22 protein-coding genes and 4 tRNA genes are annotated in these 24,020 nt (G+C 35.0%); 18 read left to right on the plus strand and 8 right to left on the minus strand.

All coding sequences use genetic code 11. The annotated features are described in order from the left end of the window. Positions 1-156: 156 nt before the first annotated feature. Entirely contained in the window at positions 157-2,799 is a 2,643-nt protein-coding gene (locus tag QM818_RS07535) for a YhgE/Pip domain-containing protein (protein ID WP_237447117.1), read from the minus strand. A gap of 127 nt (positions 2,800-2,926) precedes the next feature. On the opposite strand from QM818_RS07535, the gene QM818_RS07540 reads away from it, so the two are divergent. Further along, a complete protein-coding gene (locus QM818_RS07540) occupies positions 2,927-3,469 on the plus strand; it encodes a TetR/AcrR family transcriptional regulator (protein WP_001158274.1) in 543 nt (180 codons plus the stop codon). Positions 3,470-3,509: 40 nt separating this feature from the next. Here the strand turns inward: QM818_RS07540 and QM818_RS07545 are convergent. From QM818_RS07545 to rlmH, 7 genes are all read right to left on the minus strand, one after another. After that, positions 3,510-3,583: transfer RNA gene (locus QM818_RS07545), tRNA-Asn, on the minus strand. A 5-nt stretch (positions 3,584-3,588) separates the two neighbouring features. After that, positions 3,589-3,660, minus strand: a tRNA-Glu gene (locus QM818_RS07550). Between the two features lie 51 nt (positions 3,661-3,711). Then, positions 3,712-4,464 (minus strand): competence system response regulator transcription factor ComE, encoded by a 753-nt coding sequence (comE, locus tag QM818_RS07555; RefSeq protein ID WP_000866073.1) that lies wholly within the window; start codon positions 4,462-4,464, stop codon positions 3,712-3,714. Further along, positions 4,461-5,786: a competence system sensor histidine kinase ComD gene (gene comD / locus QM818_RS07560; RefSeq protein ID WP_414300103.1), complete on the minus strand. Its 1,326-nt coding sequence runs from the start codon at positions 5,784-5,786 to the stop codon at positions 4,461-4,463. Before comD ends, comE begins: the two co-directional genes overlap by 4 nt. Before the next feature lie 12 nt (positions 5,787-5,798). Further along, complete coding sequence (comC, locus tag QM818_RS07565) at positions 5,799-5,921, minus strand: competence-stimulating peptide ComC (RefSeq protein ID WP_004238992.1); 123 nt, start codon at positions 5,919-5,921, stop codon at positions 5,799-5,801. A 165-nt stretch (positions 5,922-6,086) separates the two neighbouring features. Then, positions 6,087-6,160: transfer RNA gene (locus QM818_RS07570), tRNA-Arg, on the minus strand. A gap of 43 nt (positions 6,161-6,203) precedes the next feature. Continuing rightward, positions 6,204-6,683: a 23S rRNA (pseudouridine(1915)-N(3))-methyltransferase RlmH gene (gene rlmH, locus QM818_RS07575; RefSeq protein WP_033684574.1), complete on the minus strand. Its 480-nt coding sequence runs from the start codon at positions 6,681-6,683 to the stop codon at positions 6,204-6,206. 183 nt (positions 6,684-6,866) lie between these two features. Here rlmH and htrA point away from each other — a divergent pair, with 183 nt between their 5' ends. The 17 genes from htrA (at position 6,867) to QM818_RS07660 (ending at position 23,972) form a co-directional block, all read left to right on the plus strand. Then, complete coding sequence (htrA, locus tag QM818_RS07580) at positions 6,867-8,048, plus strand: serine protease HtrA (protein ID WP_247939278.1); 1,182 nt, start codon at positions 6,867-6,869, stop codon at positions 8,046-8,048. Between the two features lie 57 nt (positions 8,049-8,105). After that, positions 8,106-8,864, plus strand: coding sequence for a ParB/RepB/Spo0J family partition protein (locus tag QM818_RS07585; protein WP_084926928.1), 759 nt, complete (start codon positions 8,106-8,108; stop codon positions 8,862-8,864). Between the two features lie 212 nt (positions 8,865-9,076). After that, a complete protein-coding gene (dnaA, locus tag QM818_RS07590; protein ID WP_004255267.1) occupies positions 9,077-10,438 on the plus strand; it encodes a chromosomal replication initiator protein DnaA in 1,362 nt (453 codons plus the stop codon). Positions 10,439-10,596: 158 nt separating this feature from the next. Then, positions 10,597-11,733: a DNA polymerase III subunit beta gene (gene dnaN / locus QM818_RS07595; RefSeq protein ID WP_000581174.1), complete on the plus strand. Its 1,137-nt coding sequence runs from the start codon at positions 10,597-10,599 to the stop codon at positions 11,731-11,733. Between the two features lie 64 nt (positions 11,734-11,797). Continuing rightward, complete coding sequence (locus tag QM818_RS07600) at positions 11,798-11,992, plus strand: DUF951 domain-containing protein (protein ID WP_000285186.1); 195 nt, start codon at positions 11,798-11,800, stop codon at positions 11,990-11,992. A gap of 84 nt (positions 11,993-12,076) precedes the next feature. Continuing rightward, a complete protein-coding gene (gene ychF, locus QM818_RS07605; protein ID WP_001218713.1) occupies positions 12,077-13,192 on the plus strand; it encodes a redox-regulated ATPase YchF in 1,116 nt (371 codons plus the stop codon). Positions 13,193-13,265: 73 nt separating this feature from the next. Continuing rightward, positions 13,266-13,835, plus strand: coding sequence for an aminoacyl-tRNA hydrolase (gene pth, locus QM818_RS07610; RefSeq protein ID WP_000163936.1), 570 nt, complete (start codon positions 13,266-13,268; stop codon positions 13,833-13,835). Continuing rightward, positions 13,836-17,339: a transcription-repair coupling factor gene (gene mfd / locus QM818_RS07615; protein WP_414300104.1), complete on the plus strand. Its 3,504-nt coding sequence runs from the start codon at positions 13,836-13,838 to the stop codon at positions 17,337-17,339. Positions 17,340-17,396: 57 nt separating this feature from the next. Continuing rightward, positions 17,397-17,663: an RNA-binding S4 domain-containing protein gene (locus QM818_RS07620; protein ID WP_261081391.1), complete on the plus strand. Its 267-nt coding sequence runs from the start codon at positions 17,397-17,399 to the stop codon at positions 17,661-17,663. Continuing rightward, positions 17,656-18,024: a septum formation initiator family protein gene (locus tag QM818_RS07625; protein WP_000041905.1), complete on the plus strand. Its 369-nt coding sequence runs from the start codon at positions 17,656-17,658 to the stop codon at positions 18,022-18,024. Before QM818_RS07620 ends, QM818_RS07625 begins: the two co-directional genes overlap by 8 nt. Before the next feature lie 4 nt (positions 18,025-18,028). After that, positions 18,029-18,151, plus strand: a complete 123-nt coding sequence (locus QM818_RS07630) for an SP_0009 family protein (protein ID WP_000429336.1) — start codon at positions 18,029-18,031, stop codon at positions 18,149-18,151. Then, positions 18,144-19,412: a serine hydrolase gene (locus QM818_RS07635; protein ID WP_001224748.1), complete on the plus strand. Its 1,269-nt coding sequence runs from the start codon at positions 18,144-18,146 to the stop codon at positions 19,410-19,412. The genes QM818_RS07630 and QM818_RS07635 overlap by 8 nt, the downstream gene beginning before the upstream one ends. Next, positions 19,409-20,686, plus strand: coding sequence for a tRNA lysidine(34) synthetase TilS (gene tilS, locus QM818_RS07640; RefSeq protein ID WP_049551504.1), 1,278 nt, complete (start codon positions 19,409-19,411; stop codon positions 20,684-20,686). Before QM818_RS07635 ends, tilS begins: the two co-directional genes overlap by 4 nt. Before the next feature lie 4 nt (positions 20,687-20,690). Then, entirely contained in the window at positions 20,691-21,233 is a 543-nt protein-coding gene (gene hpt, locus QM818_RS07645) for a hypoxanthine phosphoribosyltransferase (protein ID WP_000889398.1), read from the plus strand. A 15-nt stretch (positions 21,234-21,248) separates the two neighbouring features. Continuing rightward, a complete protein-coding gene (gene ftsH / locus QM818_RS07650) occupies positions 21,249-23,207 on the plus strand; it encodes an ATP-dependent zinc metalloprotease FtsH (RefSeq protein WP_000744566.1) in 1,959 nt (652 codons plus the stop codon). A 120-nt stretch (positions 23,208-23,327) separates the two neighbouring features. Next, a complete protein-coding gene (locus QM818_RS07655) occupies positions 23,328-23,807 on the plus strand; it encodes a sigma-70 family RNA polymerase sigma factor (protein ID WP_414300105.1) in 480 nt (159 codons plus the stop codon). Between the two features lie 93 nt (positions 23,808-23,900). Continuing rightward, positions 23,901-23,972: transfer RNA gene (locus tag QM818_RS07660), tRNA-Glu, on the plus strand. The last annotated feature ends 48 nt before the right edge of the window (positions 23,973-24,020 follow it).

Raw genomic sequence — 24,020 nt, forward strand, 5'->3', positions numbered from 1 at the left:
CTTGAACACCTTTATTGTATCGCGTTCGGAGTTTTTTTGGTATAACCTTCGACGCGCACCCGCATAGCGGGTGGTTGTTTTGTCTCGCACCTAACGGAGCGAGACGGACTAATAGTCACATAATACATAAAAAAATCGACCAATTGGTCGATTTTTTTAATATTCTTCCATTTTCTTAGGTTGATAGGCTAGCATACCTAAACCAGTAAATAGAGCTAGTATGACAGCTAGGAAAATGACTTGCTGATGAATATTTCCTGTCATAGAGATTGTTTCTCGTAATCCAGAAACTGAATAACTCATTGGTAACCAAGGATTAATGGCTCTAAAGAAATCATTTGTCAAAGCAAGTGGGTAAGTACCTGCACTTGATGCTAACTGTAATAAAAGCAAGATAAGAGAGAAGAAAGCTCCTATACGGCTATTCCATGTTGTTAAAGCTGTAACCATAGACATGAATACTAAACTTGTTAAGATGATGAGAATAAATGTTCTCATTTCATGATTAGCAGTTAGACCAATAAGATGAACTCCTCCATATACCAAAATCCCTGCTAAAATAGCTATCATACCATTTATTTCAGCTCTAGATTTCAACCAAGACCAACGGCTCTCTGGATGACGTCCTGAAGGCAGCTTCGCAAAGATCATATTTGTTGATATTGCTGCAACAAAAAGAGCAACTGATATCATATAAGGAGCCATTGCAACTCCATTTACAGGAACTTGATCATTGTCTGTTTTGGAAAGACTGAGAGGATTTGATAAAATCTCTGCATTTTTAGATTCCGTTGATGCTGATTTGAGTTGATCACTGGCATTACTCAATCCTTGTCCTAAAGAAGCAACTCCTGTCTGTAAACCTTCCAAGCCAGAAGTTAACTTTGTTCCACCTTCTGCTAGTTTCCCAGCTCCATTTGCCAATTTATTAGCTCCACTTTCTAATTGAGAAGCACCTGAAATTAACTGACTGGATTTGTCAGCTAGTTGGCTAGAGCCTGATTGCAATTTATCAACTCCTGCTATCAATTCTTGACTCTTTTGATTCAATTGGTTAGAGCCAGTTGATAATTTTTCAATACCAGACACTAATTCTGGAGTTTTTTCAACTAATTGACCAACTCCTGCTGTCAAGTTAGAAGATTTTTGTGTCAAGGTAGTTGAGCCTGAAACTAATTGGTCCAAACTACCTGTCAAGGTGGAATTCTTTTCACTTAGTTGACTTGCGCCTTGAGAAACTTTATCAACACCTGCAGTATATGCATTTACACCTGATGTAATAGACTGACTGGCAGGAACTAATTTGCTAGCAACAGCTCCTTGTATCTCTGTTAATCCACTTGACAATTCTGTCAAAGAACTAGAAGCGATAGGTAATACTTGATTAGCTTGATTTTTTAAAGTCGAAAGATTAAAAGACTGATTTTGTAAGTTTTCCAAACTTCCCTGTAAACCTTGAGCTAAAGCTACAATTGACTGAGCCGATTGAATACTATCAGTCGAATTTTGAGATACAGAAGCGCTTATCTCAGCTTGTTGCTCACTTGTCAATGATTGATAAGCTGCTGTCGATTGAATATTGGCTAATGTAGTCGCTTTATCAGACTGAACACTTGCTAACATTTGATTAGAAAGAGATACTATACTTGATAAAACAGAATCTAATTGTTTTGTATCTCCAACATCAATATTTTGAATAGCTTGATTTAACTGATTCAAACCAGAAGATAATTTATTAATTTGATCTTTTTGCTCAGACGAAGTATCTAACTTGCTAGAAAGTTGTTGAATCCCTTCACTTAATTGCTCCACACCCATTCGAAGTGTAGCTGATTGATTAGATAACTGATTAGCACCTGTTGCAAGATTTCCCACTCCATTTGTATAGGCACTAACACCAGATGAAAATTGATTAAGACCAGCATTGAGCTTAGAAACACCGCCAGTATAAGATTCTACACCAGTATATAATTGATTAATTCCCCTCACTAATTCAGGGCTTTTAGAAGATAATTGACCTAACCCACTATCTAATTGACTCACTGCACCAGTATATGTAACTAAACCACTATTAAAATTCCCTAAGCCAAGATGAAGTTGTTCAACACCAGAGACATAAGAGGATAATCCTTTAGTAAACTGCTCCGTTCCATTTGAAAATGTTAAACTTGAAGCTGCTAAAGAGTTTAGGTTAATAGTTAATGTTTGACTTCCTGCCACTAACTGATTCGCTCCATCAGTTAGTTTTTCACTTCCAGAAGCTGCTTGACTCATACCATCCTTTAAATCGACCATTTTGTTGAATAAAGCTTTAGTATAGGTCTCGGTTACATTGGTAGAAACACTCTGCTTTAATTGTGTCATTGCAGAATCACTCATCTTGCTGGCAATAAAGCTATGACCACTTGAAGTCTGATAATCGATTTGCATTTGCTCAGGGTGATCCGTTAAAATAGAAGCTGCTTTTTCAGACAAGTCACTTGGCAAAGTGACTACCATATAATAATCACCGTTTTCTAGACCCTTCTTACCTTCTTCTTCATCTACAAAATGAAAATCCAATGATTTATTTTGCTCTAAATTAGACACCATGTCTTTTCCTATAGACATGCTATTACCATTATAAGAGGCCTCTTTATCATTATTGACAACTGCCACAGGTAAGTCAGACACTTGACCATATGGATCCCACATTGAGGATAAAAATATGATATTGTACAGAGCGGGAATAAGAGAAATTCCTATCATGACAATAATAAAGGTTGGTTTTTTAAAAATTGCTTTCCATTCTTTAAACATAGTTTCTCCTTTTTTAAACATATTGTCTAAAATTTTGATATAATAGATTATACATTAAAAAATCTAAATTACAAGATAAAAAATCCATTTTTAGACATATAGTCTAATTTGTTTACAAGGAGGAAATATGCAAGAAAGTAACAAACGCTTAAAAACAAAGCGAACTATTGAAAATGCTATGGTACAATTACTCATGGAACAGCCATTTGATCAAATTTCTACTGTCAAGCTAGCAGAAAAAGCTGGAATTAGTCGTTCCAGCTTCTATACTCACTATAAGGATAAGTATGATATGATTGAGCACTATCAAAGCAAGCTATTTCATACATTTGAATATATTTTTCAAAAACATGCTCATCACAAAAGAGATGCTATTCTAGAAGTATTTGAATATCTAGAGTCAGAACCACTTCTAGCTGCCCTTCTTTCTGAAAATGGGACTAAAGAAATCCAAAATTTCTTAAGAAATAAACTTCATATCATGCTCAGTACAGATTTACAAAAACGATTTATACAACTGAATCTCAATACCACTGAATTAGAATACAGTAGCATCTATCTAACTCACGCACTTTTTGGTGTTTGCCAAACTTGGATTGCACATGGAAAAAAAGAAAGTCCTCAAGAAATAACAGACTTCCTCATGAAGATGCTTGGTGATACGAATTGATGCAAAAAAGGGAACAACACTGTGTTCCCTTTTATCTATACTCCGCCAGTAGGACTCGAACCTACGACATCATGATTAACAGTCATGCGCTACTACCAACTGAGCTATGGCGGATAAAATAGTCCGTACGGGATTCGAACCCGTGTTACCGCCGTGAAAAGGCGGTGTCTTAACCCCTTGACCAACGGACCTTCTATCTGTAGCAGATATAACCATTATATCAATTTCTTACTAATTGTCAATCACTTTTGAGATTTTTTCTCTAGAATATCTTTTAATTTTCTAATTTTTAATCTTGAAATAGGACAACGATGGTCTTCATAGAAAACAATTTCTAAGTTTTTTCGATCAATTTCTCTGATATTGCCTATATTTACCAAAAATGACTTATGAGGAGAATAAAATCGCTGAGTATGTTTGTCCTTTTCCTGAATATCTGTCATGGTACCGTAAAACTCTTTGGCAAAATTCTTACCAATAATGCGTAATTTATGAGAGACACCTGTCGTTTCAATATACAAAATATCATGGTAAGGAATTTTTAAATCATTTCCCTTGTAATTGTAGTCAAAATAATCTACAACATCTTCATTTTCAAGTAACATACTCTTCGTGTAGAAGATATTTTGCTCAATTCTCTTCTTAAACAACTCATCATTGATATCCTTATCAACAAAATCTAAGGCTGATACCTGGTATTTATAGGTTAGAGTCGCAAACTCTGATCGACTGGTGATAAAGACGATAATAGCGTAAGGATTGTGATGACGAATAAACTGAGCAACTTCAAACCCTTTTTTCTCAATTCCATGAATATCAATATCTAGAAAATAAAGCTGGTTTACTTCATCATTTTCGATATATTCCTTAAACTCACGAACTTTTCCCGTTGTCTTGTATGATATTGGAATATTCGATTCTTTCGAAATTTCATCCAATATTCTCTCTAGTCTCACTTGATGTTCAATAACATCTTCTAAAATTAAAACTTTCATTCAAATTCCCTCTTAAACCTAATAATTTGTCTAAATGTACTGCCTTCCATCTCTGTTTCTAAAATAATATTGTTGTATTTATCTAGTAGTTCTTTCACATTATTTAAGCCTACTCCGCGATTTCTTCCCTTAGTGGAGAATCCTAAGGCAAATAGATCTCCTGAAGGAGTCATCGTCATTTTACATGAATTCTGAATCACAATAACTGTTTCGGTTTCCATCTTAATAACTGCTACTTCCATTTGTTTTTTATAGCTATCAGCTGATCCTTCTACAGCATTGTTCAATAAAACACTCATGATACGAACCAAATCCAATAGTTCAATTGGGAGCTTGGTAATCTTATCTTTTACTTCCAGTGTAAACTCTACACCATTATTTCGAGCATAGACAATTGACTGAGCAACCAAACTTCGTAAAGCTGAATCTTCTATGTTGTTCAAGTCAAAGTAAGTATACTTATCTGAACGCAGTTTGTGATTTGCTTTGACCAAAACTTCATTGTAAACTCTGTCAATTTCCTGTAAATCACCACTATCAATTGCCATCTGCATGCTGACAAGCATCCCGGCATAGTCATGTCGAAAACCACGGATTTCATTATACAGTCCGACAATTTCATCTGTATAATTCTGTAAATGTTTCTGTTCAAATTTCTTCTGCTTCAACGCAATCTCTTTCTCCATTTGAACTTTATGAGAATTCATTGCATAGAAGGTCAAAAGTAACGAGATAAAAACAATAGATGATAAAATACTTCCAAAACTATTCAAATGTTTAATCGTACTTACCATATTTGAAACGAAAGATACAATATGGAGCAGTAGTAAGGCAAAAAATACTTTTTTCAAGAAAGGATAAAGGTAGTCCTTGTCAAAATAGGCTAGTTCCAAGTGGAAATAATGAATGATTTTTAAGACAACAAAATAGGTCAACACCGTTACAACGAAAAAGAATGGGGCGTGATATTGTGAAACAAAATTGTCTCCTGTTATAGAGGAGAAAGTTACGGACAGAAAGGTATGAGTGCTCTCATATAAAAGAGATAGTAGTAAACTTAGGAATAATCCTCTAGCCCTCTCATATTGTTTAATCCATCTAAAATAGGAATATAAGCCCAAAGGAAATAAAAATGTTGCAATTCCTAACCCATCTAAATATAGGAGATAAAAGGGAAGTTCAAATACTGATTCTACTAGGAATGTATAACCACCAAAAAAGCATAGTTCTTTTATATTTATTTTATTTTTACATATTAAATAGTAACTTTTACTAATAATAAAAATATGTAATATCACAACTAATACTGCAAGAAAATCCATTATTCCACTCCTTTATCTTCTTTTAAAGAAATTAAAGAAAATATTATGTGTTTGCCTTATCTCCCCACCTTGAATATTTTGCAAGTCTTTTTCCTTCAATTCTACAAACTTATCTAAATTAACTGTGTTTTTCATAATAAAATCTCCTAAAATGTTTTTTTCTTGTAAACTAACTTACAAAAACTATTATACAAAATGGAATTTCGTTTTAGATAAAATTCTCTCAACTGTCATTTTTTTCTCCCCAAGTGTACTTTTTTAAGAAAAAAGCCGGGAAAATTCCCAGCTTTGCTACTATATTGATCCCAGCAGGATTCGAACCTGCGACCGTTCGCTTAGAAGGCGAATGCTCTATCCAGCTGAGCTATGAGACCTAATACAGCTATTCTACCAAAAATTCAATTGAAAGTCAATTTTCTATTTATGATAGGGCGAGCCCTGCTGTATTGTAAAAGCTCGATAGATTTGTTCAACAAGGACTAGTCTCATTAACTGATGGGGCAAGGTTAAACGACCAAAACTAACAGAGAGATTGGCTCTCTTTTTTACATCCTGTGCTAGTCCCAGACTCCCTCCAATAATAAATGTAAGAGTAGAAAATCCTTTTATAGAAGCTTCTTCTAATTGTTTACTAAATTCTTCTGAGGAGAAAGTTTTCCCTTCGATAGCCAACACAATCACGAAATCACGGTCACCAACTTTTGATAAAATTCTCTGACCTTCTATTTCTAAAATCTTTTGATTTTCTGACTCACTAGCCCTATCTGGTGTTTTTTCATCTGCCAACTCAATCATTTCAAGCTTAGCAAATCGAGAAATTCGTTTTGAATACTCTGCGATACCATCTTTTAAATACTTTTCTTTCAGTTTCCCAACTGTTACAACTTTAATTTTCATGACTCTATTCTAACATATTCTTTATTTTTTCACATCTTATTCACAAAATAAAAGCTTAATTTTAACCGAGAAAACCACAGATTTTTAAAAGTTATCCACAATCTGTGAAAAACTTTTGTGTTTAAGTTATAATTAAGCTAGTCAGTTTATACTTTCAGTAATTTCAAAAAAATGGAGGCAAATATGAAACATCTAAAAACATTTTACAAAAAATGGTTTCAATTATTAGTCGTTATCGTCATTAGCTTTATTAGTGGAGCCTTGGGTAGCTTTTCAATAAATCAACTAACTCAAAAAAGTACTGTAAGTACCTCTAACAACAATAGTACTATTACACAGACTGCCTATAAGAATGAAAATTCAACAACACAGGCTGTTAACAAAGTAAAAGATGCCGTTGTTTCTGTTATTACTTATTCAGCAAATAGACAAAATAGCGTATTTGGTAATGATGATACTGATACAGATTCTCAGCAAATCTCTAGTGAAGGATCTGGGGTTATTTATAAGAAGAATGATAAAGAAGCTTACATCGTCACCAATAATCACGTTATAAATGGCGCCAGCAAAGTAGATATTCGTTTGTCAGATGGAACTAAAGTACCCGGAGAAATTGTCGGAGCGGACACTTTCTCTGATATTGCTGTCGTCAAAATCTCTTCAGAAAAAGTGACAACAGTAGCTGAGTTTGGTGATTCTAGCAAGTTAACCGTAGGAGAAACTGCCATTGCTATTGGTAGCCCATTGGGTTCTGAATATGCTAATACTGTCACTCAAGGTATCGTATCTAGTCTTAATCGAAATGTATCTTTAAAATCTGAAGATGGACAAGCCATTTCTACAAAAGCCATCCAAACTGATACTGCTATTAACCCAGGTAACTCTGGTGGCCCACTAATCAATATTCAAGGACAGGTTATCGGAATTACCTCAAGTAAAATTGCCACAAATGGAGGAACATCTGTAGAAGGTCTTGGTTTTGCAATCCCTGCAAATGATGCTATAAATATTATTGAACAGTTGGAAAAGAACGGAAAAGTTACTCGTCCAGCTTTGGGAATTCAAATGGTCAATCTCTCAAATATTAATACAAGTGATATTAGAAGACTGAATATTCCAAGCAATGTAACATCTGGTGTAGTTGTTCGTTCTGTGCAAAGTAATATGCCTGCCAATGGTCACCTTGAAAAATACGATGTTATTACAAAAGTAGATGACAAGGAAATTGCTTCATCAACAGACTTACAAAGTGCTCTTTACAATCATTCTATCGGAGATACCATTAAAATAACTTACTATCGTAACGGTAAAGAAGAAACTACATCTATTAAACTTGACAAGAGTTCAGGTGATTTAGAATCTTAATTGACATCTATGTAAAGAAAGCTTTACATAAGATAAAAGATGTGTTAGTGTAGAATCATGGAAAAATTTGAAATGATTTCTATCACAGATATACAGAAAAATCCCTATCAACCTCGAAAAGAATTTGATGGAGAAAAACTACATGAACTAGCACAGTCTATCAAAGAAAATGGGGTCATTCAACCGATTATTGTTCGTCAATCTCCTGTTATTGGTTATGAAATCCTTGCAGGAGAGAGACGCTATCGGGCTTCACTTTTAGCTGGTCTAAGGTATATCCCAGCTGTTGTTAAGCAGCTTTCAGATCAAGAGATGATGATCCAATCTATCATTGAAAATTTACAGAGAGAAAATTTAAATCCAATAGAAGAAGCACGCGCCTATGAATCTCTTGTAGAGAAAGGATTTACCCATGCTGAAATTGCAGATAAAATGGGCAAGTCTCGTCCTTATATCAGCAACTCTATTCGCTTGCTGTCCTTGCCAGAACAGATCCTTTCAGAAGTAGAAAATGGCCAACTATCACAAGCCCATGCGCGTTCTCTAGTTGGGTTAAATAAGGAACAACAAGACTATTTCTTTCAACGGATTATATGTGAAGACATTTCTGTAAGGAAATTAGAAGCTCTTCTGACAGAGAAAAAACAAAAGAAACTTCAAAAAACGAATCATTTCATACAAAATGAAGAAGAACAGTTAAAAAAACTACTCGGATTAGATGTAGAAATCAAACTGTCTAAAAAAGACAGTGGAAAAATCATTATTTCTTTTTCAAATCAAGAAGAATACAGTAGAATTATCAACAGCCTGAAATAAGGCTGTTCTTTTATTTTTTTATCTCACAAGGTTATCCACTATTTTTTTCAAAAAAAAGCTTCATAAATCAACAGTTTCTGATTTTATCCCCAACCTGTGGATAAAACTTGATAACATTGTGGATTATTTTTCACAGTTTGTGGAAAATTCTTGCTATCTATGGTAAAATAAATCTAGCATTAAACTTTTAAATAGTAAAGGAGGAGAAAGGATTGAAAGAAAAACAATTTTGGAATCGTATATTAGAATTTGCTCAAGAAAGACTGACTCGATCCATGTATGATTTCTATGCTATTCAAGCTGAACTCATCAAGGTAGAGGAAAATGTTGCCACTATATTTTTACCACGATCTGAAATGGAAATGGTCTGGGAAAAACAACTAAAAGATATCATTGTAGTAGCTGGTTTTGAGATTTATGATGCTGAGATAACTCCCCACTATATTTTCATCAAACCTCAAGATACTACTGTCTCACAAGTTGAAGAAGCTCCAAATTCAACTCTTTATGACTATAGTCCAAAGTTAGCATCTATTCCTTATTCGGATACTGGATTAAAAGAAAAATATACCTTTGATAATTTTATTCAAGGGGATGGGAATGTTTGGGCAGTATCAGCCGCTTTGGCTGTTTCTGAAGATTTAGCCTTGACCTATAATCCTCTTTTTATCTATGGAGGACCTGGCCTTGGTAAGACTCACTTACTCAATGCAATTGGGAATGAGATTTTGAAAAATATTCCTGATGCGCGTGTTAAGTACATTCCTGCTGAAAGCTTTATAAACGACTTTCTTGAACATCTGAGACTGGGTGAAATGGATAAGTTCAAAAAAACCTACCGTAGCCTCGATCTCTTGTTAATTGATGATATTCAATCGCTGAGTGGAAAAAAAGTTGCAACTCAGGAAGAATTTTTCAATACTTTCAATGTTCTCCATAACAATCAAAAACAAATTGTTCTGACTAGTGATCGTAGCCCTAAACACTTAGAGGGCCTTGAAGAAAGACTTGTCACGCGCTTTAGCTGGGGCTTGACGCAAAACATCACACCACCTGACTTTGAGACACGTATTGCCATTTTACAAAGCAAAACAGAGAATTTAGACTACCATTTCCAAAGTGATACCCTAGAATACCTAGCTGGTCAATTTGATTCAAACGTCCGAGAACTTGAAGGAGCAATAAACGACATCACTTTAATTGCCAGAGTGAAGAAGATTAAGGATATCACTATCGATATCGCTGCAGAAGCTATTAGAGCTCGAAAACAAGATGTTAGCCAAATCCTCGTCATTCCAATTGATAAAATCCAAACTGAAGTAGGGAACTTCTATGGTGTTAGTGTCAAAGAAATGAAGGGAAGCAGACGCCTTCAAAATATTGTGTTAGCCCGTCAAGTAGCCATGTATTTATCTAGAGAACTAACAGATAATAGTCTTCCAAAAATTGGGAAGGAATTTGGTGGTAAAGATCACACAACAGTCATTCATGCCCATGCCAAAATTAAATCTTTGATTGATGAAGACGATAATTTACGTTTAGAAATTGAATCAATCAAAAAGAAAATCAAATAACTTGTGGATAACTTTTACTTTATTATCTTTTTTATCCACATTTTTTAAACAAGCCCAAAAACTTGATATGACTTGTTTAAAGTCTGTTTTCCACAGATTTCACAGACTCTATTATTACTATTATCCTTCTAATACTAAAAATAAATAAAGGAGAATCCATGATTCATTTTTCAATTAATAAAAATTTATTTCTACAAGCCTTAAATACTACTAAGAGAGCTATTAGTTCTAAAAATGCCATTCCTATTTTATCAACCGTCAAAATTGACGTAACCAATGAAGGTGTTACTTTAATTGGTTCAAATGGTCAAATTTCAATTGAAAATTTTATTTCTCAAAAAAATGAAGATGCTGGTTTGTTAATTACTTCTTTAGGTTCGATCCTTCTTGAAGCTTCTTTCTTCATCAATGTGGTATCTAGTCTACCTGATGTGACTCTTGATTTTAAAGAAATTGAACAAAACCAAATTGTTTTAACTAGTGGCAAATCAGAAATTACCCTAAAAGGAAAAGATAGCGAGCAATATCCACGAATCCAAGAAATTTCAGCAAGCACTCCTTTGGTTCTTGAAACAAAATTACTTAAGAAAATTATCAATGAAACAGCTTTTGCTGCAAGTACACAAGAAAGTCGTCCAATTTTAACAGGTGTTCATTTTGTATTGAGCCAACACAAAGAGTTAAAAACAGTTGCAACAGACTCTCATCGTCTAAGCCAGAAAAAATTGACTCTTGAAAAAAATAGTGATGATTTTGATGTCGTGATTCCTAGCCGTTCTCTACGCGAATTTTCAGCAGTATTTACAGACGATATTGAAACTGTAGAGATTTTCTTTGCCAACAATCAAATCCTCTTTAGAAGCGAAAATATTAGCTTCTATACTCGTTTGTTAGAAGGTAACTATCCTGATACAGATCGCTTGATTCCGACAGACTTTAACACTACTATTACTTTTGATGTGGTAAACTTACGTCAGTCAATGGAGCGTGCTCGCCTTTTATCAAGTGCGACTCAAAATGGTACTGTGAAGCTTGAAATTAAAGGTGGTATTGTTAGCGCCCATGTTCATTCTCCAGAAGTTGGTAAAGTAAACGAAGAAATCGATACTGATCAGGTGACTGGTGAAGATTTGACTATTAGTTTCAACCCAACTTACTTGATTGATTCTCTTAAGGCTTTAAATAGCGAAAAGGTGACCATTAGCTTTATCTCAGCTGTTCGTCCATTTACTCTTGTGCCAGCAGACACTGATGAAGACTTCATGCAGCTCATTACACCAGTTCGTACAAATTAAGTGAAAGAGGTTGAGCCTGGCTCGCCTCTTTTATGATATAATCTAAAAAGAGAAGGAGAGTAGTATGTATCAAGTTGGAAATTTTGTTGAAATGAAAAAACCACATGCTTGCACCATCAAGTCAACAGGTAAAAAGGCCAATCGTTGGGAAATTACACGTGTAGGAGCAGATATCAAAATTAAATGTAGCAATTGTGACCATGTTGTCATGATGGGGCGCTATGATTTTGATCGAAAAATGAATAAAATTATTGACTGAAACCCCTCAGTTAGAGGGTTAGCAAGTTTTCCCTTTTTGTGTTATAATATTAGGGATTGAAATGAAAACGGAGAATGAGAAAATATGGCTTTAACAGCAGGTATCGTTGGTTTGCCAAACGTTGGTAAATCAACACTATTTAATGCAATTACAAAAGCAGGAGCAGAGGCTGCAAACTATCCATTTGCGACGATTGATCCAAACGTTGGAATGGTTGAGGTTCCAGATGAACGCCTACAAAAATTGACTGAAATGATCACTCCTAAAAAGACAGTTCCAACAACATTTGAATTTACAGATATCGCAGGAATTGTAAAAGGAGCTTCAAAAGGAGAAGGGCTAGGGAATAAATTCTTGGCTAATATCCGTGAAGTAGACGCGATTGTTCACGTAGTTCGTGCTTTTGATGATGAAAATGTGATGCGCGAGCAAGGACGTGAAGATGCTTTTGTGGATCCACTTGCAGATATTGATACTATTAACCTGGAGTTGATTCTTGCTGACTTAGAATCAGTTAATAAGCGTTATGCGCGTGTAGAAAAGATGGCACGTACGCAAAAAGATAAAGAATCAGTAGCTGAGTTTAATGTTCTTCAAAAGATTAAACCAGTCCTAGAAGATGGAAAATCAGCTCGAACTATTGAATTTACAGATGAAGAACAAAAAGTTGTCAAAGGTCTCTTCCTTTTGACGACTAAACCAGTGCTCTATGTTGCCAATGTGGATGAGGATGTTGTTTCAGAACCTGACTCTATCGACTATGTTAAACAAATTCGTGAATTCGCAGCGACAGAAAATGCTGAAGTAGTCGTTATTTCTGCGCGTGCTGAGGAAGAAATTTCTGAGTTAGACGAAGAAGATAAGCAAGAGTTTCTTGAAGCACTTGGTTTGACAGAGTCAGGCGTTGACAAGTTGACTCGTGCAGCTTACCACTTACTTGGATTGGGAACTTACTTCACAGCTGGTGAAAAAGAAGTTCGCGCTTGGACCTTTAAACGTGGTATGAAGGCTCCTCAAGCAGCTGGTATTATCCACTCAGACTTTGAAAAAGGATTTATTCGTGCAGTAACTATGTCATATGAGGATCTAGTGAAATATGGATCTGAAAAGGCTGTAAAAGAAGCTGGGCGCTTGCGTGAAGAAGGAAAAGAATATATCGTTCAAGATGGCGATATCATGGAATTCCGCTTTAATGTCTAATAATATTTAACAAATAGTATCAATTAGGTTGGAAAAAAATTCCAACCCTTTTGGCTTTTGAAAGGAAAAATAAATGACCAAATTACTTGTAGGATTAGGAAATCCAGGGGATAAATATTTTGAAACAAAACACAATGTTGGTTTTATGCTGATTGACCAATTAGCTAAAAAACAAAATGTCACTTTTACACACGATAAGATATTTCAAGCTGACCTAGCATCTTTTTTTCTTAATGGCGAAAAAATTTATCTGGTCAAACCAACGACATTTATGAATGAAAGTGGAAAAGCGGTTCATGCTTTATTGACTTATTATGGTTTGGATATTGAAGATTTACTCATCATTTACGATGACCTTGACATGGAAGTTGGGAAAATTCGTTTAAGAGCAAAAGGTTCAGCAGGTGGTCATAATGGTATCAAGTCTATTATTCAACATATTGGAACCCAAACCTTTAATCGTGTTAAAATTGGAATCGGAAGACCTAAAAATGGAATGTCAGTTGTTCACCATGTTTTGAGTACTTTTGACAAGGATGATTATATTGGTATTTTACAGTCTATTGACAAAGTTGACGATTCTGTAAACTACTATTTACAAGAGAAAAACTTTGAAAAAACGATGCAGAGGTATAACGGATAAATGGTGACCTTATTAGATTTATTCTCAGAAAATGATCAGATAAAAAAATGGCATCAAAATCTGACAGATAAGAAAAGACAATTAATCTTAGGCTTGTCAACTTCTACAAAAACTTTAGCAATCGCTAGTAGTTTGAAGAAAGAAGATAAGATTGTGTTATTGACATCAACTTATGGAGAAGCAGAAGGACTTGTTAGTGATCTTATATCTATCTTTGGTGAGGAACTTGTCTATCCATTTTTGGTAGATGACTCCCCTATGGTCGAGTTTTTGATGTCTTCACAAGAAAAAATCATTTCACGGGTTGAAGCCTTGCGTTTTTTGACTGATTCATCTAAGAGAGGAATTTTAGTTTGTAATATCGCAGCAAGTCGATTGATTTTACCGTCTCCAAATGCATTTAAAGGTAGTATTGTAAAAATAACAGTTGGTGAAGAATATGACCAACACGCGCTTATCCATCAGTTAAAGGAAATCGGCTATCGAAAGGTTACACAGGTACAAACTCAAGGAGAATTTAGTCTTCGAGGAGATATTTTAGATATTTTTGAAATATCCCAGTTAGAACCTTGCCGAATTGAGTTTTTTGGTGATGAAGTCGATGGAATTCGTACTTTTGAAGTCGAAACACAATTATCGAAAGAAAATCAGTCAGAACTCACCATCTTTCCAGCTAGCGACATACTTTTGGGAGAAAAGGATTATAAACGAGGTCAGTCAGCTTTAGAAAAACAAATTTCAAAAACTTTATCACCTATTTTAAAATCATACTTAGAAGAAATTTTTTCAAGTTTTCACCAAAAACAAGTGCATTTAGATTCTCGGAAGTTTTTATCTTTATACTATGACAAGACATGGACTGTCTTTGATTATATTCAAAAAGATACACCAATATTCTTTGATGATTATCAAAAATTGATGAATCAGTATGAAGTCTTTGAAAGAGAATTAGCGCAATACTTTACAGAAGAGTTACAGAATAGTAAAGCATTTTCTGAGATGCAGTATTTTGCAGATACTGAGCAAATCTATAAAAAACAAAGTCCAGCGACCTTTTTCTCTAATCTGCAAAAGGGATTAGGAAATCTAAAGTTTGACAAGATTTATCAATTTAATCAATATCCCATGCAGGAGTTTTTCAATCAATTTTCTTTTCTAAAAGAAGAAATTGAACGATATAAAAAAATGGACTACACTATTATCTTGCAGTCTAGCAATTCAATGGGAAGTAAAACATTGGAGGATGTTTTAGAAGAATACCAGATTAAATTGGATTCTAGAGATAAGTCAAGTATCTGTAAAAAATCTGTAAACTTAATAGAGGGCAATCTCAGACATGGTTTTCATTTTGTAGATGAAAAAATTCTGGTGATTACGGAACATGAGATTTTTCAAAAGAAATTAAAACGTCGTTTTCGAAGACAACATGTTTCAAACGCAGAGAGATTAAAAGATTACAATGAACTTGAAAAAGGAGACTACGTTGTTCACCATATCCATGGGATTGGTCAATATCTAGGGATTGAAACAATTGAAATCAAAGGGATTCACCGCGATTATGTCAGTGTCCAATATCAAAATGGTGATCAAATATCTATCCCAGTAGAACAGATTCATTTGCTGTCCAAATATGTTTCAAGTGATGGGAAAGCTCCTAAACTCAATAAATTAAATGATGGTCATTTTAAGAAAGCTAAGCAAAAAGTTAAGAATCAGGTAGAGGATATAGCTGACGATTTAATCAAACTTTATTCTGAGCGCAGCCAGTTGAAGGGTTTTGCTTTCTCAGCTGATGATGAGGATCAAAATGCTTTTGATGATGCCTTCCCTTATGTTGAAACGGATGATCAACTTCGTAGTATTGAGGAAATCAAGAGAGATATGCAGGATTCTCATCCCATGGATCGACTTCTAGTTGGAGATGTTGGTTTTGGGAAGACTGAAGTTGCAATGCGTGCAGCCTTTAAGGCGGTCAATGATCATAAACAAGTTGTCGTTCTAGTTCCGACGACGGTTTTAGCGCAACAACACTATACAAATTTTAAAGAGAGATTCCAAAATTTTGCAGTTAATATTGATGTGTTGAGTCGTTTTAGAAGTAAAAAAGAGCAGACTGAAACACTTGAAAAATTGAAAAAGGGTCAAGTTGATATTTTGATTGGAACCCATCGTGTTTTGTCAAAAGATGTTGTGTTTGCTGATTTAGGCTTGATGATTATTGATGAGGAACAACGATTTGGTGTCAAGCATAAGGAAACCTTGAAAGAACTGAAGAAACAAGTGGATGTCCTAACTTTGACTGCTACTCCAATCCCTCGTACCCTCCATATGTCTATGCTGGGAATCAGAGATTTGTCTGTTATTGAAACTCCGCCGACTAATCGCTATCCTGTTCAGACCTATGTTTTGGAAAAGAATGATAGTGTGATTCGTGATGCTGTTTTACGTGAAATGGACCGTGGAGGTCAAGTTTACTATCTTTACAATAAAGTTGACACAATTGATCAGAAGGTTTCAGAATTACAGGAGTTGATTCCAGAGGCTTCGATTGGGTATGTTCATGGGCAAATGAGTGAGATTCAGTTAGAAAATACTCTACTGGGTTTCATTGAAGGTCAGTATGATATCTTGGTGACAACTACCATTATTGAGACAGGGGTGGACATTCCAAATGCCAATACTTTATTTATTGAAAATGCGGACCATATGGGCTTGTCAACCTTGTATCAGTTAAGAGGAAGAGTCGGACGTAGTAATCGTATTGCTTATGCCTATCTCATGTATCGTCCAGAAAAATCAATCAGTGAAGTTTCTGAAAAGAGATTAGAGGCAATCAAAGGATTTACAGAATTGGGTTCCGGATTTAAGATTGCGATGCGAGATCTTTCGATTCGTGGAGCAGGAAATCTCCTAGGAAAATCTCAGTCTGGTTTCATTGATTCTGTTGGTTTTGAATTGTATTCTCAGTTACTAGAAGAAGCTATTGCTAAACGACATGGTAATGGGAAAACAAGGACCAAAGGAAATGCCGAATTGATTTTGCAAATTGATGCCTATCTTCCTGATACTTATATATCTGAACAACGACATAAGATTGAAATTTACAAGAAAATTCGTCAAATTGACAACCGTGTCAATTATGAAGAGTTACAGGAAGAGTTGATGGACCGCTTTGGAGAATACCCAGACGTTGTAGCTTATCTTTTAGAAATTGGTTTAGTCAAGTCATACTTGGACAAGGTCTTTGTTCAACGTGTTGAAAGAAAAGAGAATAAGATTACAGTTCAATTTGAAAAAGTCACTCAACGACTGTTTTTAGCTCAAGATTATTTTAAAGCTTTATCCGCAACAAACCTAAAAGCAGCCATAGCTGAGAATAAGGGATTAATGGAAGTTGTATTTGATGTCCGAAACAAGAAGGACTATGAAATTTTAGAAGGTCTGCTCATTTTTGGAGAAAGTTTATTAGAGATAAAAGAGTCAAAAGAAGGCAATTCCCTTTAACATTTTTCTTCTATAAAGTGGATAAAAATGGTACAATAATAATTTGAGGTAATAAAAATGAGATTAGACAAATATTTAAAAGTATCAAGAATTATCAAGCGTCGTACAGTCGCAAAGGAAGTAGCTGATAAAGGTAGAATCAAGGTAAATGGAATCTTGGCAAAAAGTTCAACGGATTTGAATGTTAATGACCAAGTTGAAATTCGCTTTGGGAATAAGTTGCTACTTGTAAAAGTACTAGAGATGAAAGATAGTACAAAAAAAGAAGATGCAGCAGGCATGTATGAAATTATCAGTGAAACACGGGTAGAAGAAAATGTCTAAAAATATCGTACAATTGAATAATTCTTTTATTCAAAATGAACACCAACGTCGTCGTTATCTGATGAAAGAACGACAAAAACGGAATCGTTTCATGGGTTGGGTTCTTATTTTGATGATTTTATTGTTCATTTTACCAACTTATAATCTTGCTCAAAGTTATCACCAATTACTCCAAAGACGTCAACAGTTATCAGACTTACAAACTCAGTATCAAACCTTGAGTGAGGAAAAGGAGAAGGAAACAGCTTTTGCCACAAAGTTGAAAGATGAAGATTACGCTGCTAAATACATGCGTGCAAAATATTATTATTCTAAGAATCGGGAAGCCGTTTATACGATTCCTGACTTGCTTCCAAGGTGATGAAATGGAAAATTTATTAGATGTAATAGAGCAATTTTTGAGTCTATCGGATGAAAAGCTGGAAGAGTTGGCTGAAAAAAATCAATTATTGCGTTTACAAGAAGAAAAGGAAAGGAAGAATGCGTAAATTCTTAATTATTTTGTTGCTACCGAGTTTTTTGACCATCTCAAAAGTCGTTAGCACAGAAAAAGAAGTCGTCTATACTTCGAAAGAAATTTATTACCTTTCACAATCTGACTTTGGTATTTATTTTAGAGAAAAATTAAGTTCTCCTATGGTTTATGGAGAAGTTCCTATCTATGCGAATGAAGATTTAGTAGTGGAATCTGGAAAATTAACTCCAAAAACAAGTTTCCAAATAACCGAGTGGCGCTTAAATAAACAGGGAATTCCAGTATTTAAGTTATCCAACCACCAATTTATAGCTGCGGACAAACGATTTTTATATGATCAGTCAGAGGTAACTCCTACAATCAAAAAAGTATGGTTAGAATCTGATTTTAAACTGTATAATAGCCCTTATGACTTAAAAGAAGTGAAATCATCCTTATCAGCTTATTCGCAAGTATCAATCGACAAGACCATGTTTGTAGAAGGAAGAGAATTTCTACATATTGATCAAGCTGGATGGGTAGATAAGGAATCAACTTCTGAAGAAGATAATCGGATAAGTAAAGTCCAAGAAATGTTATCTGAAAAATATCAGAAGGAATCATTCTCTATTTATGTTAAGCAACTGACTACTGGAAAAGAAGCTGGTATCAATCAAGATGAAAAGATGTATGCAGCTAGTGTTTTAAAACTACCTTATCTTTATTATACGCAAGAAAAAATAAATGAGGGTCTTTATCAGTTAGACACGACTGTAAAATATGTATCTGCAGTCAATGATTTTCTAGGTTCTTATAAACCAGAGGGAAGTGGTAGTCTTCCTAAAAAAGAGGATAATAAAGAATACTCTCTAAAGGATTTAATTACGAAAGTATCAAAAGAATCTGATAATGTAGCTCATAATCTATTGGGATATTACATTTCAAACCAATCTGATGCCACATTCAAATCCAAGATGTCTGCTATTATGGGAGATGATTGGGATTCAAATGAAAAATTGATTTCTTCTAAAATGGCTGGGAAGGTTATGGAAGCCATTTATAATCAAAATGGATTTGTATTGGAATCTTTAACTAAAACAGATTTTGATAATGAGCGAATTGCCAAAGGTGTTTCTGTTAAAGTAGCTCATAAAATTGGAGATGCGGATGAATTTAAGCATGATACAGGTGTTGTTTATGCAGATTCTCCATTTATTCTTTCTATTTTCACAAAGAATTCTGATTATGATACGATTTCTAAGATAGCCAAAGATGTTTATGAGGTTCTAAAATGAGGGAACAAGATTTTTTAAATCATTTTCTCAATAAGGGATATTTCAAAAAACATGCTAAGGTGGTGCTAGCTCTTTCTGGTGGATTAGATTCTATGTTTCTATTTAAGGTATTATCTACGTATCAAAAAGAGTTAGAAATTGAATTGATTCTAGCTCATGTGAATCATAAGCAGAGAGTAGAATCAGATTGGGAAGAAAAGGAATTAAGGAAGTTGGCTGCTGAAGCAGAGCTTCCTATTTATATCAGCAATTTTTCAGGAGAATTTTCGGAAGCGCGTGCTCGAGATTTTCGTTATGAATTTTTTAAAAAAGTCATGAAAAAGACAGGTGCGACAGCTTTAGTCACTGCTCACCATGCTGATGACCAGGTGGAAACGATTTTGATGCGCTTGATTCGAGGCACTCGTTTGCGCTATCTATCAGGAATTAAGGAGAAGCAAGTAGTCGGAGAGATAGAAATCATTCGTCCCTTCTTGCATTTTCAAAAAAAAGACTTTCCACCAATTTTTCACTTTGAAGATATATCAAATCAGGAAAATCATTATTTGCGCAACCGTATTCGAAACTCTTATTTACCAGAATTGGAAAAAGAAAATCCTCGATTTAGGGATGCAATATTGAGAATCGGTAATGAAATTTTAGATTATGACATAGCCATAGCTGAATTATCAAAGAATATTGATGTAGAAAATGTAGAGCAGCTATTGTCTTACTCTGAGTCCACACAAAGAGTTTTACTTCAAACTTATCTGAATCGTTTTACAGATTTGAATCTTACAAAAGCTCAGTTTGATGAAGTTCGACAGATTTTAAAAACTAAAAGCCAGTATCGTCATCCGCTTAAAAATGGTTATGAATTAGTAAAAGAGTATCAACAGTTTCGGATTTGTAAAATCAGTCCTCAGGCTGATGAAAAGGAAGAGGAACTTGTGTTACACTATCAAAATCAGGTTACTTATCAAGGATACACATTTTCCTTTGGACTTCCTTTAGAAGGTGAATCAATTCAACAAATACCTGTTTCACGAGAAACATCAATACTCATTCGTCATCGAAAAACAGGAGATGTTTTGATTCAAAATGGGCATAGAAAAAAACTCAGACGTCTATTGATCGATTTGAAAATCCCTATGGAAAAACGAAAATCTGCTCTGATTATTGAGCAATTTGGTGAAATTGTATCAATTTTGGGAATTGCGACCAGTAATTTGAGTAAAAACACGAAAAATGATATAATGAACACTGTACTTTATATAGAAAAAATAGATAGGTAAAAAAATGTTAGAACACGATATTAAAAAAATCCTCGTTTCACACGATGAAATTACAGAAGCTGCTAAAAAATTAGGTGCTCAATTAACTAAGGACTATGCAGGAAAAAATCCAATCTTAGTTGGGATTTTAAAAGGATCTATTCCTTTTATGGCTGAATTGGTTAAACATATAGACACACATATTGAAATGGACTTCATGATGGTTTCTAGCTACCATGGTGGAACAGCAAGTAGTGGTGTCATCAATATCAAGCAAGATGTGACTCAAGATATCAAAGGAAGACATGTTCTATTTGTAGAGGATATCATTGATACAGGTCAAACTTTGAAGAATTTGCGAGATATGTTTATTGAAAGAGAAGCAGCTTCTGTTAACATTGCAACCTTGTTGGATAAACCAGAGGGGCGTGTTGTAGAAATTGAGGCAGACTATACCTGCTTTACTATTCCAAATGAGTTTGTAGTAGGTTATGGCTTAGACTACAAAGAAAATTATCGTAACCTTCCTTATGTTGGAGTATTGAAAGAAGAAGTGTATTCAAATTAGAAAGAACAATTTTTAATGAAAAAACAAAATAATGGTTTAATTAAAAATCCTTTTCTATGGTTATTACTTATTTTTTTCCTAGTTACAGCCTACCAGTATTTTAGTACAGGTAGTGTTGCAGGGAAAAGTGAGCAAATTAATTATACAGAATTGGTAAAAGAAATTACCGATGACAATGTAAAAGAATTGACTTACCAACCAAATGGCAGTGTTATCGAAGTTTCAGGTGTTTATAAAAATCCTAAAACAAGTAAAGAAGAAACAGGAATTCAGTTCTTTTCTCCTTCTGCTACAACAGTAGAGAAATTTTCAAGCATCATTCTTCCTTCAGATACGACAGTATCTGAATTGCAAAAGCTTGCTTCTGACCATAAAGCGGAAGTAACTGTTAAGCATGAAAGTTCAAGTGGTATGTGGATTAATATTCTTGTATCCATTGTGCCATTCGGTATTCTTTTCTTCTTCCTATTCTCTATGATGGGAAATATGGGAGGGAATAATAGCCGTAACCCGATGAGTTTTGGACGTAGTAAGGCTAAAGCCGCAAATAAAGAGGATATTAAAGTAAGATTTTCAGATGTTGCTGGAGCTGAGGAAGAAAAACAAGAACTAGTTGAAGTTGTTGAATTCTTAAAAGATCCAAAACGATTTACAAAACTTGGAGCTCGTATTCCAGCAGGTGTTCTTCTAGAGGGACCTCCGGGAACAGGTAAGACTTTGCTTGCTAAAGCAGTTGCCGGAGAAGCAGGTGTTCCATTCTTTAGTATCTCAGGTTCTGATTTTGTAGAAATGTTTGTCGGAGTTGGAGCTAGTCGTGTTCGTTCTCTTTTTGAAGATGCAAAAAAAGCAGCACCAGCTATCATCTTTATCGATGAAATTGATGCTGTTGGACGTCAACGTGGAGTTGGTCTTGGCGGAGGAAATGACGAACGTGAACAAACCTTGAACCAACTTTTGATTGAGATGGATGGTTTTGAGGGAAATGAAGGGATTATCGTCATTGCTGCGACAAACCGTTCAGATGTACTAGACCCTGCCCTTTTGAGGCCAGGACGTTTTGATAGAAAAGTATTGGTTGGCCGTCCTGATGTTAAGGGTCGTGAAGCAATCTTGAAAGTTCATGCTAAGAACAAGCCTTTAGCAGAAGATGTTGATTTGAAATTAGTGGCTCAACAAACTCCAGGTTTTGTTGGTGCTGATTTAGAGAATGTATTGAATGAAGCGGCTTTAGTCGCTGCTCGTCGCAATAAATCGATAATTGATGCCTCAGATATTGATGAAGCAGAGGATAGAGTTATTGCTGGTCCTTCTAAGAAAGATAAGACAGTTTCACAAAAAGAACGTGAATTGGTTGCCTACCATGAGGCAGGACATACCATTGTTGGTCTAGTCTTGTCGAATGCTCGTGTTGTGCATAAAGTTACCATCGTACCACGTGGTCGTGCAGGCGGTTATATGATTGCACTTCCTAAAGAGGATCAAATGCTTCTATCTAAAGAAGATATGAAAGAGCAATTGGCTGGCTTAATGGGTGGACGTGTAGCCGAAGAAATTATCTTTAATGTCCAAACTACAGGAGCTTCAAACGACTTTGAACAGGCGACACAAATGGCGCGTGCAATGGTTACAGAGTACGGTATGAGTGAAAAACTTGGTCCAGTTCAATATGAAGGAAACCATGCTATGTTTGGTGCACAGAGTCCTCAAAAATCAATTTCAGAACAAACAGCTTATGAAATTGACGAAGAGGTTCGTTCATTATTAAATGAGGCACGAAATAAAGCTGCTGAAATTATTCAGTCAAATCGTGAAACTCACAAGTTGATTGCAGAAGCACTATTGAAATACGAAACATTGGATAGTACACAAATTAAATCTCTTTATGAAACAGGAAAGATGCCTGAAACAGTAGAAGAGGAATCACATGCACTATCCTATGATGAAGTAAAGTCAAAAATGAATGACGAAAAATAACCCCTAGAGAGGCGTGTCCTCTCTTTTTTTGCGCAGTTGAAGCGGTGTAGAGAACAGAACGGGGAAATAGGACAAAACTGTTTTTGAATCTGTTAGACTGTATCTAGAAAGGGGAACAATATGCTTAAAAAATTGTATGAAGAAGTCCAGGGAATTGTGTACAAGTGTAGAAATGAATATCATCTCCATTTATGGGAATTATCAGATTGGGACCAAGAGGGAATAATCTGCTTACATGAATTGATTAGTAGAGAAGAAGGACTTGTGGAAGATATACCACGTTTACGTAAATATTTCAAAACAAAATTTCGGAATCGGATTTTAGACTATATCCGTAAACAAGAAAGTCAAAAACGAAGATATGATAAAGAACCCTATGAAGAAGTAGGTGAGATTAGTCATCGTATCAGTGAGGGAGGTCTGTGGCTAGATGATTATTATCTCTTTCATGAAACCCTAAGAGATTATAGAAACAAACAAAGTGAAGAGCAACAAGAAGAGTTAGAACGTGTCTTAAGAAACGAACGATTCCGAGGTCGACAAAGAGTATTAAGAGACTTACGTATTGTGTTTAAAGAGTTTGACATCCGTACTCATTAGGAAGTCATACAAAAAAATAGAAAAAAGATAAAAAAAGTAGTTGACAAAGTTTAAAAAGTGGGTATAATAGTAAGAGTTGAAAATAGCAACTCTGGTCCGTTGGTCAAGGGGTTAAGACACCGCCTTTTCACGGCGGTAACACGGGTTCGAATCCCGTACGGACTATGGTATGTTGCGGTTGAGGCACTTGATGAAAAAAGATTTAAAAAAGTT

Source organism: Streptococcus mitis, assembly GCF_047464035.1.
Lineage (GTDB): Bacteria > Bacillota > Bacilli > Lactobacillales > Streptococcaceae > Streptococcus > Streptococcus mitis_DX.